The organism is Pseudomonas marginalis (assembly GCF_008692035.1).
Lineage (GTDB): Bacteria > Pseudomonadota > Gammaproteobacteria > Pseudomonadales > Pseudomonadaceae > Aquipseudomonas > Aquipseudomonas marginalis.
This window is the reverse complement of sequence record NZ_VTFG01000002.1, coordinates 2,032,758-2,047,813: the sequence shown is the minus strand read 5'-3', so window position 1 is coordinate 2,047,813 and position 15,056 is coordinate 2,032,758. Positions and strand designations below refer to the sequence as shown.

The following is a 15,056-nucleotide window of genomic DNA, read 5'->3' as shown; positions in this document are numbered from 1 at the left end:
AAGATAGGCGCAAGCGCGGTATGCGTAGGGGGGTTGCCTAACTCACCTGAACAATGGCGATATACACCCCTGAAAAAAACGAGGCCACGCCCATGCTGCTTGCTACGTTGATCCATCGCGCCAATCTACCCTGCCCGCAAGTAGGCCCCGACCAGGCAGCGCAATTGCTCGAGCAGCACTACGGCCTCACGGGCACCCTGCAATCACTGGGCAGCCAGCAAGACCTCAATTACAAAATCGACAGTGCCCGCGGTCGGTTTGTTCTGAAAATCTGCCGGGGCGACTATGCGGCGATTGAGCTGCAGGCCCAGCACGCGGCCCTCGACACCCTGCAGGCCGTGCGGGTGCCCAAGGTCATCAAGGCCCTGGGCGGTGAAGAGCTGCTGAGCGTGACGGTCGATGGCCAGCCCCTGCACCTGCGGCTGCTGGACTATATCGACGGCCAGCCGTTGACCCATCTGCCGCATTTGGGGCGCGACGTGATCGCAGGCTTCGGCGACCTGTGCGGGCGCATGAGCCGCGCGCTGGCGGATTTCTCCCACCCTGGATTGGACCGTACCCTGCAATGGGACCCACGCTATGCCCGGGAACTGATCACCTATCTGTTGGCCACCCTGGAAAACCTGCCCCACCGCGCCGCACTGGAACAGGTGGCCGAGCAGGTTGAACAGCGCATTCGCCCCCTGGCCGACCGCCTGCCCTGGCAAGCGGTGCACATGGACATCACCGATGACAACGTGGTGTGGCAGCGCGATGCGCAACGGCACTGGCAACTGCAAGGCGTCATCGATTTCGGCGACCTGGTGCACACCTGGCGGATTGCCGACCTGTCGGTGACCTGTGCGGCCCTGTTGCACCATGCCGAGGGCGACCCGTTTGCCATCCTGCCGGCGGTCCGGGCCTGCCATGCCGTGACCCCGTTGCAACGCGAGGAATTGCAGGCGTTGTGGCCACTGATCGTCGCCCGTGCGGCAGTGTTGGTACTAAGCAGCGAACAGCAGCAACGCCTGGATCCGGACAACACTTACCTGTTGAAAAACGCCGAACACGAGTGGGAAATTTTCCATGTGGCGACGTCGGTGCCGTTTGAACTGATGGAGGCTGCGATTCTCGGCAGTGTCGGTGAGACGCTGCCTTCGATTGCCAGCCAGGACTTCGCGCCTTTGTTACCGGGCCTGGTGGGGCGTGAGTTCGCGCTGATCGACCTGGGTGTGCTCAGCCCGCATTTCGAAGCCGGCAACTGGGAACTGGCCGGCATTGATCGGCAACTGCTGGATCAGGCGGCGGCGGTGCATGGGCTGGCGGCAAGTCGTTATGGCCAATATCGGCTGTCGCGTACCTGCCCGGACAGTGCCACCGAACCGCAGACTTTCCCCCTCCACGTAGAGCTGCATCTGCCCCAGGGCACGGTGTTGGAGGCGCCTTTTGCCGGAACGCTGCATCAGGACGCCGATGGCCTTGTGAGCGTGCAAGGGGTGGAGCTGAGCGTGCGGTTGTGGGGCGTGGACACCCGGTTGAAGCATGGTTCATTGCTGGTGGAGGGGCAGGTTCTCGGTGAGGTCCATGGGCCGCTGACCGTGCAACTGTGCCGTGCCGACCTCGAACCGCCGCTGTTTTGTACACCGTCCCGGGCCTTGGCCTGGCAAGCCTTGTGCCCCTCGCCTGCGGGGTTACTGGGACTGGCCTGCGATGCCGAACCGGAACTCGACCCCCATGCCCTGCTGGCCCGGCGTGATGCCAGTTTCGCCCGCTCGCAGAAGCACTATTACGTCGACCCGCCACGCATCGAGCGCGGCTGGCGCAACCACCTGATCGATATGCAGGGCCGTTCCTACCTGGACATGCTCAATAACGTCGCCGTACTGGGTCACGGCCACCCGCGCATGGCGGCGGTGGCGGCGCGGCAATGGTCGCTGCTCAATACCAACTCGCGGTTTCACTATGCCGCCATTGCCGAGTTTTCCGAGCGCTTGCTGGCGCTGGCGCCGGCGGGCATGGATCGGGTGTTCCTGGTCAACAGCGGCACCGAGGCCAACGACCTGGCCATCCGCCTGGCCTGGGCCTACAGCGGTGGGCGCGACATGCTCAGTGTGCTGGAGGCCTATCACGGCTGGTCGGTGGCGGCGGATGCGGTGTCCACCTCGATTGCGGACAATCCCCAGGCCCTGAGCAGCCGCCCGGAGTGGGTCCACCCGGTTACCGCGCCGAACACCTATCGCGGTGAATTCCGCGGGCAGGACAGTGCGCCGGACTACGTACGAAGCGTGGAACATAACCTGGCGAAAGTCGCTGCGAGCAAGCGCCAACTGGCCGGGTTTATCTGTGAACCGGTGTACGGCAACGCCGGCGGCATCTCCCTGCCGCCGGGTTACTTGCAGCAGGTGTACGGGTTGGTGCGTGCCCGAGGCGGCGTGTGCATCGCCGATGAAGTGCAGGTGGGCTACGGCCGCATGGGGCACTTTTTCTGGGGCTTCGAAGAGCAGGGCGTGGTGCCCGACATCATCACCATGGCCAAGGGCATGGGCAATGGTCAGCCACTTGGCGCGGTGATCACCCGTCGCGAGATCGCCGAGGCATTGGAGGCCGAGGGGTATTTCTTCTCATCGTCGGGGGGCAGCCCGGTGAGTTGCCGGATCGGCATGGCGGTGCTGGATGTGATGGAAGAAGAAAAATTGTGGGAAAACGCCCAGGTGGTCGGCGGGCATTTCAAGGCGCGGCTGGAAGCACTGATCGACCGTCATCCCCTGGTAGGCGCGGTTCACGGTTCCGGTTTCTATCTGGGCCTGGAGTTGGTGCGTGACCGGCAAACCCTGGAGCCCGCCACCGAAGAGACCACCCTGTTGTGTGATCGATTGCGGGAGCTGGGGATTTTCATGCAGCCGACTGGCGATTATTTGAACATCCTCAAGATCAAGCCGCCGATGGTGACCTCCAAACGTAGCGTGGACTTCTTTGTCGACATGCTGTCGAAGGTGCTGGATGAGCAACTGTAAATAATCGATTGTTATCGGTGATTAGCTGTCATATTTTTCATCCGGGCTGTTTGTTCGCTTTTAAAGCCGATTTTTATCCGTTATAAAGTCGGCCTTTACCCCATTCGGAGTCCTGATCGCCATGACCACCCTGCACAGCACCCCCCGCGCCGATGGCTTCCATATGCCCGCCGAATGGGCGCCACAGACCCAAACCTGGATGGTGTGGCCGGAGCGCCCGGACAACTGGCGCCTGGGCGGCAAGCCCGCGCAGGCGGCTCACGTGGCGGTGGCCAAGGCCATCGCACGGTTTGAGCCGGTGACCGTGGCGGTTTCTGCCGGCCAGTATGAAAACGCCCGCGCCCGCCTGGACGTGCCGAATATCCGTGTGGTGGAAATGTCCAGCGATGACGCCTGGGTGCGCGATACCGGCCCGACGTTCGTGATCAACGACCGTGGCGAAGTGCGCGGCGTGAACTGGGATTTCAACGCCTGGGGCGGTTTTGACGGTGGCCTGTACTCGCCGTGGAACCGCGACTCGCAGGTGGGCGGCAAGATCCTCGAAATCGAGCGCGCGCCGCGTTACCGCACAGAGGGCTTCGTGCTGGAAGGCGGTTCGATCCACGTCGACGGCGAAGGCACCCTGATTACCACCGAGGAATGCCTGCTCAATCGCAACCGTAATCCGCACCTCGACCGTGCCGAAATCGAAGCGGTGCTCAGCGCCAACCTGGCTGTGGATAAGATCATCTGGCTGCCGGACGGCCTGTTCAACGACGAAACCGACGGTCATGTGGATAACTTCTGCTGCTACGTGCGCCCAGGTGAAGTATTGCTGGCCTGGACCGACGACCCGCAAGACCCGAACTACACACGTTGCCACGCCGCCATGGCTGTCCTGCAAAGCAGCACCGACGCCCAGGGGCGCTCGTTCACAGTGCATAAAATGCCGATCCCGGGGCCGTTGTATGCCACTGAGGAAGAGTGCGCAGGGGTCGACCCGGTGGACGGCACACAGGAACGCAATCCGACCGTGCGGTTGGCGGGTTCCTACGTCAACTTCCTGATCGTCAACGGCGGCATCATCGCGCCAAGTTTCGACGACCCGTTGGACGCTGAAGCCAAGGCTATCCTGCAGGACCTGTTCCCGCAGCACGAAGTGGTGATGGTGCCGGGCCGTGAACTGTTACTGGGTGGCGGTAATATCCATTGCCTGACCCAACAACAGCCGGCCCCGCATAAAAACTGAGTGCAGTTGTAACAACGCCTTTCCGGCAACCGGGCGTCCCTCGGTTTCGGTCTCTACAGCAAGCCCACGGCCCAGCACGGTCGTGGGCTTTTTTGTGTCCGCCCACCTATAAACACGCGACATTGGCATAGCTCTTGTATCGGTGTTGCCCCAGTGTCCCAGGGTGATGACCGCACAGTTCTGTCATAAACCTTAAGTAAGTTAGCCGCTCACGCAGCAGGAGAGAGCGCCGAAATGAATGCCAATATCAACCCGATGTACACGCGCACCTTCCACCCTTCGCGGGTTGACGGTGACGCGATCCATGCGCTGGGGCTCTGGTTGAAGGAAAACGGCTCGCGACAAGCCAGGCAGCAGCCGGATTTGCGCAGTGTGATGAGTGAACGCTACCCGGTGGGGTTGTTCAGCGAGGCTGAAATGCACGCGTTGTGCGAGTTGATGAGTAACTAACGAAATAGCCTTGGCTTCATCGCAGCTGCCTCGCTTGCGCTCGGCAGCTGCGATAAGAAGGGGGTTTACGTTTAGAAGCTATAAGTGCCCGTCACCACCAGGTTACGCGGCTCGCCCGGCTGAATCTGCGCCACACTGGTCGCCGATTCGTAGTAGGTCTTGTCGGCGATATTGTTCAGCGCCGCGCGCACATCCCATTCTTTCTGCCGGAACCCGACCAACGCGTCCCAACTGCCATAACCCGGCAGCACCACGGTGTTGAGGCTGTCGGCATAACGGTCGCCGACCAGGGTCAAACCGGTTTCCGCGTACCAGCCCATCTCCGGTTTCCAGGTGATGAACAGGCTTGCATTGCGCTTGGCCACGTCGCTGACGCGCTTGCCTTCAAAGCCGTTGTTGTCCTTCTCGACCTTGGCATCCTGCAGGCCGACACCACCGCGTACAGACCAGTTGCCGACGATCTTGCCGGTGGCTGTCAGCTCCACGCCGCGCGAGCGCTGCAGGCCGCTGAGCAGGGTAATGGTGCGGTCCAGCGGGTCGCTGGTGCGGCGGTTGTAGAGTTCCAGTTCGTACACCGCCAGGGTGGTGCTCAGGCGATCGTCGAGCCAGTCGCTTTTTACGCCGATCTCTTTTTGCTTGGTCAGCTCGGGGCTCAGGTCGTTGACGCTGCCGGCGGCGTTCGGGGTGATGCCGATCAGGCCGCCACCGGCCGGTGAGAAGGTCTTGCTCCACGAGGCATAGAACGAGTGGTGTTCCAGGGGCGTCCACACCAGGCCAAAGCGCGGGCTGGTGCTGTGGCTTTTGACGTCTTGTCGGGTATTGAGCAGTTTGTTTTTGGTGTCCACTTCGAAACGGTCGTAACGCAGGCCGGCCAGCACTTGCCACTGGTCGTTCAGACGCAGTTGGTCTTGCACATACAGGGCGCGGCTTTCGACTTCGGTGTGGTTGTTACTCGATACGCTCATGCGCCCGGTGTGGCTCAGGCGACGGTTGGGCTGGTTGAGGTCCAGGGCTGGCACGGCCTGGCCACCGCGGTTCACAGCAGTGGCGGTGTACAGCTTTGGATCGCGGCGCTGGCTGCCCAGCTCCACGCCGGTGAGCAGGCGGTGTTCCAGGCCGAAGGTGCTGAAGCCTCCTTCCAGCTCGACGTTGTTGAAGACGTTGAGGGTGGTCAGGTCTTGCTGCCAGCGTTGGCGCGTCACCCGATTGGTCGAGGCAACATAGGCGGTCTGGTAGGTGTTGTCGAAATCGCTGTCGAGCTTGAACACGCCGAGGGTCTGGCGCAGTTGCCAGTTGTCGTTGAGTTCGTAGGCCAGCTTGGAGCGCAGGGACTGGGTCTTGTCGTCGATGTAATCGCGGCTGTCGCCGTAGGTGGTGCTGCGACTGACGTCGGCGGGGCGGCCGTTGACGCCGGGGATGCCGCGATCCGGCGTGCGGTTGTAGCGGCTGTATTCGTATTGCACCAGCCAGTTCAGATCCGGTGTGAGCTGCCAGCTCATGGACGGTGCGAACAGTTGGCGATTGCCGCTGACGCCGTCGCGGAAGCTGTTGTTGTCCTGGTTGCCCATGTTCAGGCGCAGGCTGATGTTGTCGGTGGGGTCGGTGCTCAGGTCGGCATACACACTGCGCAAATCGTTGCTGCCGCCCTGGGCCTCGATGCTCGACTTGCGCCCGGCCGTTGGCAGTTTGCTCACGCGGTTGACGATCCCGCCCTGGCCGCCTCGCCCGTAAAGCACGGCTGCCGGGCCTTTGAGCACTTCGATGCGCTCGATGTTGTGCAGGTCGCGCACGTACTGGCTGTCGTCGCGAATGCCATCGAGGTAGAAGTCGTTGCTCGCGTCGAAGCCACGGATGCGCAGACTGTCGAAGCGCGTGTCGGCGCCGCTGCTGACGTTGGGGATGCCGCTCAAGGCCTGGCCCAGGTCGTTGGTGCCGTAGGCGCGCAGGCTTTCGGTCTTCACCGAGTCGATGGCCTGGGGCACATACCGTACCGGTGTGGCGGTGCGGGTCGCGGTGCTGGTTTCCTTGACGCGCGGGTCGTCTTCGTCAGCTTCGGCGCTGATCGAGGTTTCGGGCAAGGTGGTGGCGGCACAGGCAAAACCGGCAGACAGCAGAACAGAAAGCCCAAGGGTCATGGGCGTCAGGCGAAGGGCAGGCATGGTGGAATGCATCCAAAGGGTTTGGCAGGAAAAAGCACGCTAATGGTAATGCTTTGCATTTGCGTGCGTTATCCATTATCAAACGTATCGGCTTTGAAATATGTTACGAGATGTGTTTCGTGGGTCGTTAAAGACAGAATCTGGTCGTTTTCAGAAAGGCAGTAGGCCTTTGCTTAGAATTATTTCGCCTAAATACAGACGATTCACGAAATTGACACATAGTTCAACGCGCGACTAGGATTGCGCCCAACGCCTGTGGCTAACAGCCATGACTCATCCAATAAGAAAAGGCCCGCGGCATGTTCAGTCGTCCGCGGGCCTTCTTTTTTCGGAAAAGTCGACACCAGAAAAGCGACATGGAGCCTGGTGTCATCGCGCGTACTCAACCCGTAATAAGGAATACAAAAAATGTTGAAGCAACGGATGAGTCTGATCGCTCTGGGGATTTTGAGCGCATCGACAGCAATGGCAAACGACCAGGAGCAATCCAAGGGTTTCGTTGAAGACAGCCACCTGAACATCGCAGCCCGTAACGCCTACATCAGCCGCGACTACAAAAACGGCAAGCAAGACAAAGCCGAATGGGGCCAAGGCTTCATCGGCAAGTTCGAGTCCGGCTTCACCCAAGGCACCGTCGGTGTGGGTGTGGACGTGATTGGCCAATATGCTATCCGTCTGGACGGTGGCCAAGGTCGCGCCGGCGCGGGGGGGATCGACTTCTTCAAGCAGGGTAATGGCACCACCAACCCAGATGGCTCGGCAAACCCTGGCTCGGCACCACACGACCTGGCCAAAGGCGGCGCAGCGGTCAAGTTCCGCGTCTCCAACACGGTGCTCAAGTACGGTGATCAGTTCCCTAACGTTCCGGTCCTGGCCTACGACAACTCCCGTCTGCTGTCCGAAACGTTCACGGGTACGTCGATCGTCTCCAAAGAGATCGCCGGCCTGCAACTCGACGCCGGTCACTTCACCAAGGAAGCTCGCAAGAGCGCCGAAGGTACCGACAGCGGCCGTCTGAAAAGCATCGACTACGTCGGTGGCAGCTACAAATTCACCGAAAACCTGTCGGCCGCGCTGTACGCCTCCGACATGCAAGACGTGCTGAAGAAGCAATACGTCAACGTCAACTACGTGCTGGCCCTGCCAGAGAAACAGTCGCTGACCTTTGACTTCAATGGCTACAAGACCAAGCTGGACAAGAGCTTCGCCCTGGAAAACCAAGGCAGCGAAGACGCTCGCGACAACAAGATCTGGAGCCTGGGCGCCACATGGGCTGTCGGCCCCCACAGCTTCACCGTCGCTCACCAGCGCAGCACGGGCGACACCGGCTACCTGTACGGCGGCTACCGCAACGCTGGCGGCATCGGCGACGGCGGCAACACCATCCTGCTGGCCAACTCCTACTGGTCCGACTTCAACGGCAAGGACGAGCGCTCCTGGCAAGCCGGCTACGGCCTGGACTTCAGCACCTTCGGCGTGCCTGGCCTGACCTACAACGTGGCCTACGTGCGCGGCACCAACATTGACGACGGTTCCAACCGTGGCAATGGCACCGAGCGCGAGATCTTCAACCAGTTCAAATACGTCGTCCAAAGCGGCCCGGCCAAAGACCTGAGCCTGCGTGCTCGTGCGTCCTGGTTGCGCGTTTCCAGCAATGCCGACAAGTACAACGTAGGCGGTAACGAAATCCGTCTGTTCGCCGACTATCCGATCAACGTTTTCTAAGTGATCGCACCTCGCGCCTGATTCCAGGCAATAAAAAACCCCGACTGGTTCGGGGTTTTTTTATGGGTGTGCATCAGTCCTCGCGGCTCTGCAAAATCTTGCGCGCCAACGCCGCATTCTTGTAGTCGAGCATCAAGGACAACCCCTCATAAGGTTCGATCTTTTTATTGTCGATACACAGCTGTGCCATCAGCAGCAGCACCTGGCGTTTCTTCTTGTTGACCCGCACGCCGGGTACACCGAACGCGGTCTTGCGCATTGCCGGTAACGGCGCCTCGGGCGTCAGTTGAACGGTTACCCAGATGCCCTGGACAAACTGCAACGTGATCTCCTCGATATGTTCGATGGGCAGCGGTTGCGCCAGGTTATTGAACACAAAATGCTCCGGTGTCAGGCGCAACGCGGTCTGCGGCGCGCGCTTGAATCGACGGATGCCCAGCCACAGCAGGCCCAGCCCGATAAGGCCCAGGCACGCGCCCGCGCCGACTGCCGACAGCGGCGTGCCTTTCAAACGCTCCGGGGCGAGCCAGACTCGACTCAGGATAAACAGGGCCGCCAGCACAAAGGGCAGGCCCGACACCGCCATCAGCACCCCGCGCCACTGGCCGCCTTCATGCAGGCTGCGCTCACCCTCGGCCGAAGCGGCCAAGGTTTCCAGCAGCTGGGTGTGCGCGCTGTTCTCCGACACCGCCACGTCCATCACGTCGCGAGACAGCTGCTCGCGCACTGCCTGGGGGGCACTGAAATAGGCATCCATCTGCGCATTCGCTACGTCGCTATCCACCTCGCGGGTGGCGCTGCGCAGGGTATCGTCCAGTGGCACGTGCAGCGCCTGCAGGCGTTCGCCATTGGAGGGGTGGGAGTCGGTGGGATGGGGTTGATGAATCTCCAGGGCTTCGGCTGATGGTTGCAATTCACACTCACGCAAGCTCGCGAATACGGCGTCGGGCAGATCGGTAGCCGCGCCTGCTTCACACAACGCCAACAAGGCATCCTCAACGTGCGGCTGCACCACCGACACCCGCAACAACGCCGAAGCCGCCGCCGCAGGGCCCGCCAACTGCGCGCCGGCAGCGTCCGCCAGCAATTCACGCTCACGGCTCCAGTGGTTCACCGCGTCATCAAAGCGCTGCATGAAAAACACACCGAACATGAACGACGGCCGCATCAGCCGTCCCTGGATAAAATCGCTGGTCAGCATCGTGTTCAATAGCGCTTCGAGGCTGCGATTGACCCCATCGTAGATCGGTAAAAAGCGCAGGCTGTATTCCGTGTCCTGCCCCACAAAGTGCGCCAGCTCATGGCCGATCACCGCGCTGATTTCTTCACGGCTCAGCAGGCCCAGATACAGCAACGGCACATGCAAGGTGCGCCCCTGCAGCAAAGTATTCGCCGGTTGCACAGTGGCCGCGCTGGAGGTCACGTAAAAGCCCTGGGCCAGGCTCACCACGATGTGGTCCGGTGGCAGCGCGCCGAGCCTCTCCGCCAATTCGTCCACATGGCGCCACAACCCTGGAGCCTGCACGGGCGTCACCACCTGGCCGAACATCTCCAGCGGCTCGGGCTTGAACATCCCCAGCATAGGGCGCAGCTGTCTGAGCAACTGCCAGATCGAATACACACAGAACGCCGCGATCACCCCCAGCACCGCCATCAGCTTGACTTCGCCACTGCCCAGCCGGCCGATATGCCACATCCCCAAGCCTTCGAAACTCAACGCCAACGCGACGGCCGCCGCCACCGCCACCACATGGCCCACCAGCACATAGGGCAACAGGCGGCTGCCCAGGGAGAACGCCTGCAATAACCTCTCCCGTGAGTGCCGTGCCCGCCGCCCGGCCCAGTACGTACCCGCCAATGCAGCCGCACCAATCAACGCCGCCGACAGACCCAAGCCCATCACCCACGGCGCCAGGACCCGCATCGCACGGTTCACGCGGTGGGCAATGGGCAGCTCGGCTTCGATTTTTTCCAGACGCGAGAGGGCCGTTTGCACGCTGATTTTTTCATCGACCAGGGCGACCATCGCCGTCGGCTCCTTCGCCGCCAGCGCTTGGAGTTGCTGTTTAGCGGTAGTCACCGTGACGTGGTAATCGACCAGCGCCGTGGTGGTTTCGTCAGCACGCTGACGCTCCCAGCCACCGAGGGCGGCCAGCAGCAGCGGGAAAACGATGAGGAGGCAGATCAGTTTGAGGGCGTTCATGGGAGTCCGTTCACGACGCAGGGATGTTCAGGTTTATACCGAAAAAAACGCCCCTGGGTATCTACACCACCCTCAAATGCGGGCACACAACTCTGTGGTGAGCGGGCTTGCCCCGCGCCGGGCTGCGCAGCAGCCCCAATAAAGGCACTGAGATTTTACTAAGGGCCTGGTTTTGGGGCCGCTTCACAGCCCTACTTACAGCCCGGTATTCCCAGGCGACTCCAACACCTTCACCACATCATCAATAGCGGACCTACAAAGTCCAAGCATGTGACTAAGGTGGAAAATTTATTGCTTGTCCCTACCGCCCCTCAATCAACGCACGCTCCTCCAACCAAATCTCCTGAACAAACTGATCCGTAATCGCATAAATCCCATGCCCTCGCCGCATGATGATGTTCTCCGCCACCAGCGCAATCACTACGGGTTGAATCTCTTCAACCCGCACTTCGCGACCTACCGTCTTTGAATATTCCGCAGCTGCATCGGTAGAGAAAATCCCCCGAGCATCGCCTTCCGTAGCCGCGATCTTGTTGAAAATCGCCTGAGCCAGGCTGCCCAGCTGTTCGACTTTTTCAAGCTCAATACTTGCCGCCGCTGAGCGTAAGGTGCTGGCAATCACGGGGAGGAAAAGATCAGGATCACCGCCCTGTTGCAGTAGCTGACGCAATGCCTTGAGCATTTCCTCAGGTCGATTGCCCAGGGTATTGAAGGCTTCGACAGCGGCTTCAAGTGAGGGGAGCTTTTCCTTCTTCACCGTCATTGCCAGTCGGTTGAGCAGGAATTCAACGTAGTCACCCTTTAGCAGTGGATACGCGGCCGATGTCGCGCCGGAAAACGCTTGGTTGCGTTTGGCGGTCAGCTCGCTTACCTGGGCTCTGTGGGAGCCTGTGCCGATAAAGAGGAAGTAGCCCGGCGTATTCGGGCGCGGGTTGATTGCATCACGAGCAGCCTTGAGGGCCAGGAGCAGTTGGTTGCCATCGTCGGAGGAAATGGCATGTTGCACCTCGTCGATGATCAGCACGAGATCGGTCTTCGCTTGGTCGACGACCTCTGCGAGTGCTTGCGCCAATGTGGGGCCGTCGGCGTTGCCGATGCTGTCGAGTTTGAAACCGAACTTGAATCCTGCTGCGCCCAGATCGACATTGCTGACTCGCTTGAGCATTTCCAGGATTGAAGAGCCCGGCGTTTGCAGTTCTTTCAGGGTCTTGTGGATGGCGTTGTGCACGAGCGTTGCCGGGTTGGCCAGCGTATCGCTCCATAGGTCGACGTAAATCACCAGGGCGCCTGCTGCTTCCAGGGCTGGGATAAGGTCGTTGCGCAGGAAGGTCGTTTTACCTGTACGGCGCAGGCCAGACAGAAAAAGACCTGAGCGTAGACCTTCATCTAATACGCCTGGATTGAGAAGCTGGTTTGCCATCGATTCAGCCAGTTCAGGGCGCTGAAATATGCTGCTCATGCAATTATCCCTTTTTATGGATACGCCATAATTATTGCCAATACATAATTTAGCATAAAGGATGAAATCCGGAGCTTTGGCGCGAAAAGAGGTGATTCAACAGGAGGGGAGGTGAGGCGTGGAGGGGATGATCGAGGATGAATATATGGTAAACCTCCTGAATTCGAACGTTGTCGATCATCCCTTCCGTAGAGAATAGGCAGGAATCCGCCAAAAGCTGCCGTGGCAGCAGGCTGCCGAAAGCAGTCCGCTGTCAACGCCCTCTATCGGCCGACGCTGTTGAAATATCGAGTACGAAAGCGGTTTTGTCTGGCAATTGCGCTACGTGCCGATCCGGTCGCCAAGGGGGTGCTTACCAGTTGTAACTCACCGATCCGGTCACATTTCGGCGATACCCGTATTTGCAGCTGTCGCCGGTGTAACCACACTGGGAGACATAGGTTTCGTCGGTCAGGTTGGACGCATTGAGCGCCAGCTTCGCCCCTGCATAGGATGAAGACAGCTTGCCCAGGTCGTAGCTCAGGCTGGCGTCAAACAGCGTGTAGTGGGGAATGCCTTCGCTGTTTTGCGAGTCGATATAGCTCTTGCCGACATAGCGTACTCCTCCCCCTATCGCCAAGCCCGATAGCGCGCCGCCCTGAATGGTGTATTGCGACCAGAGCGAGGCCAGTTGTTCAGGGGTATTGCCAGGTTGATTGCCTTTCTCATCGGCCGTATTGCTGCGGGTAATTTCAAGGTGTGAATAGCTGTAGTTGGCCATCAACTCCAGCGCATCGGACACCTGCGCCTTGCTTTCCAGTTCGATACCGCGCGACTGGATTTCTCCGGTCGCCACCGAGAAACGATTGTTGGCAGGATCGGCAGTCAGTACGTTTTGCCGCGTCAGGTCGAACAGCGAGACGGTCACGTAGCTGTCACTGCCCTTGGGTTGGAATTTGATCCCGACTTCATACTGGCGACCGGTTTCGGGTTCGAACGCACTGCCGTCACGCGCCACCGCCGTGATGTTAGGGAAAAACGACTCGGAATAGCTCGCGTAGGGCGCCAGGCCGTTGTCTGCCAGGTACATCACACCGGTCCGCCACGTGAAGGCGTGATCGCGCTGCTTGAGGTCTGCCGCCGTATCGGTGGCGTAATGGACCGTTTTCGAGCGTGCCCAGTCTTGGCGACCGCCCAGGTTGAAGACCCAATGTTCGTCGAACTTGAGCTGTTCCGAGAGATACACACCCGCCTGGTCTAGCTGACGACGCTGGTTGATGTCGTAAAAAGCGTCCAGGTCGCTGTAATCCTGGTGATAGACCGGCGCATACACATCCAGCGGATCAACCACGTTGCCACCCCCCAACTGGTTGGTACTGGCGTGTTGCAAATCGATACCGACCAGCGTTGTATGTTCGAAACGGCCGGCGTTCCACTGGGCCTGGAAGTGGTTATCGAGAAGGGCATTCTTCACCTTTTCGTGGCCCAGATAACCGAAGCGGCCCACGGTGCGCTGGTCGTCGTCCAGGCCGTACTGGTAAATCGTGCGCTGTTCCTGGTAGGAACGGCTGTAACGGGCGTTCTGGCGGAATGTCCAGATATCATTGAGGTGATGTTCAAACTGATACCCCAGTGACCACTGTTCTACATCGTACTTGTCGAAGTCAGGGTCGCCGACAAAACGGTCCGTAGCGATCCGTCCGTAACGCGAGCTATCGAGGGTGCCGACCCGTGGCAACGCGTAGTAGCCCAGCACATTGCGGTCTTTTTGAAAGGACGCCAGCACCGTCAGCGAGGTGTCGTCCGAGGGGCGCCAACTGATTGCCGGGGCGATGAATTGACGGTCATCACGGGCGTAGTCGATTTGCGTACCGCTGTCTCGCCACAGCCCGGTGAGGCGATATGTCAAGACGCCGTCATCGCTAAGCGGCCCGCCGAAATCCGCAGCCAATTGCTTGCGATCAAAACTGCCTGCCTGCGCCACCAGTTCATGCAGCGGCTCATCGGTGGGACGCTTGCTGATCACGTTGACCATGCCGCCCGGTGAGCTTTGACCGTAGAGCACTGACGATGGCCCGCGCAGTACCTCCACGCGCTCCAGTCCATAGACTTCACCCACGGCACGGCTCTGGTTGGCAAAGCTGTACTGGCGCAGGCCATCGCGATAGATACCACCGCCAGTCGTCGCGTCAAAGCCACGAATACTAATCGTGTCGCGCCGGGTATCGACACCGTTGGCTTCACCATTGACCCCGGCGGTGTAGCGCAGCACCTGCCCGATGCTTTGTGGCTGCTGGGCATCGATCTGCTTACGGGTGACCACGCTGATCGATTGCGGCGTTTCCATGATCGACGTATCGGTCTTGTTGGCACTCATGGTCCGGCTGGCGACCAGGCCATCGTTGCGGCCCAACGAGGTGTCGTATGCGGTGCCACTGATCGCAGTCGGCGCTAACTCCAACACGTCGCCGTTGCTCGGTACCAGCAGCAGGCTACCGTCGTCCTGGCGCTCATAGGTCAGCCCCGAGCCGAGCAAGAGCTGCGTCAGGCCGGCCTCAGTACTGAAATCGCCTTGCAGCCCCTGGGTTTTCTTGCCGGCCGTCAGCGTTGAGCTGCCCGCCATGGTAATCCCCGCCTGTGCGCCGAAACGTGACAGCGCAGAATCCAGGGGGCCAGCGTCGATGCTGTAATGCTGCGAACTACCCGCGGCAAAGACTGGAAGGCTGCAAAGCGGTTGCACGCTGAGCAACAACAGTCCAAGCGTACGGGCACGCAGGGCGCGGGAAGGTGAAGTCATACGGGGCTCCTAAGGGGTCAAGACCCACCTCTGGCGGGTGGGTGATCCCTATAGGCCAAGCGA

General features: G+C 60.3%; 8 protein-coding genes. 4 read left to right on the top strand and 4 right to left on the bottom strand.

The window, feature by feature from the left end; genetic code table 11:
• The first annotated feature begins 92 nt into the window (after positions 1–92).
• The 3 genes from FX984_RS29605 (at position 93) to FX984_RS29595 (ending at position 4,671) form a co-directional block, all read left to right on the top strand.
• The gene (locus tag FX984_RS29605) at positions 93–2,993 is read left to right on the top strand and encodes an aminotransferase (protein WP_146476795.1); all 2,901 of its coding nucleotides are present in this window, start codon (positions 93–95) and stop codon (positions 2,991–2,993) included.
• 121 nt (positions 2,994–3,114) lie between these two features.
• Positions 3,115–4,221 (top strand): agmatine deiminase, encoded by a 1,107-nt coding sequence (gene aguA, locus FX984_RS29600; RefSeq protein ID WP_146476796.1) that lies wholly within the window; start codon positions 3,115–3,117, stop codon positions 4,219–4,221.
• A 234-nt stretch (positions 4,222–4,455) separates the two neighbouring features.
• Complete coding sequence (locus tag FX984_RS29595; protein WP_027605123.1) at positions 4,456–4,671, top strand: hypothetical protein; 216 nt, start codon at positions 4,456–4,458, stop codon at positions 4,669–4,671.
• A 71-nt stretch (positions 4,672–4,742) separates the two neighbouring features.
• On the opposite strand, the gene FX984_RS29590 is transcribed toward FX984_RS29595, so the two are convergent.
• Complete coding sequence (locus FX984_RS29590; RefSeq protein ID WP_027605122.1) at positions 4,743–6,830, bottom strand: TonB-dependent receptor; 2,088 nt, start codon at positions 6,828–6,830, stop codon at positions 4,743–4,745.
• Positions 6,831–7,238: 408 nt separating this feature from the next.
• Between FX984_RS29590 and FX984_RS29585 the strand changes: the two genes are divergently transcribed.
• Complete coding sequence (locus tag FX984_RS29585) at positions 7,239–8,555, top strand: OprD family porin (protein ID WP_027605121.1); 1,317 nt, start codon at positions 7,239–7,241, stop codon at positions 8,553–8,555.
• Positions 8,556–8,628: 73 nt separating this feature from the next.
• Here the strand turns inward: FX984_RS29585 and FX984_RS29580 are convergent, their stop codons facing one another.
• The 3 genes from FX984_RS29580 to FX984_RS29570 form a co-directional block, all read right to left on the bottom strand.
• Positions 8,629–10,758 carry a M48 family metallopeptidase gene (locus FX984_RS29580; RefSeq protein WP_108573686.1) on the bottom strand — a complete coding sequence of 710 codons (2,130 nt, stop codon included), beginning with the start codon at positions 10,756–10,758 and terminating at the stop codon, positions 8,629–8,631.
• Positions 10,759–11,059: 301 nt separating this feature from the next.
• Positions 11,060–12,217 carry an AAA family ATPase gene (locus FX984_RS29575; protein WP_146476797.1) on the bottom strand — a complete coding sequence of 386 codons (1,158 nt, stop codon included), beginning with the start codon at positions 12,215–12,217 and terminating at the stop codon, positions 11,060–11,062.
• A gap of 352 nt (positions 12,218–12,569) precedes the next feature.
• A complete protein-coding gene (locus tag FX984_RS29570) occupies positions 12,570–14,993 on the bottom strand; it encodes a TonB-dependent siderophore receptor (protein ID WP_146476798.1) in 2,424 nt (807 codons plus the stop codon).
• Positions 14,994–15,056 lie beyond the last annotated feature (63 nt).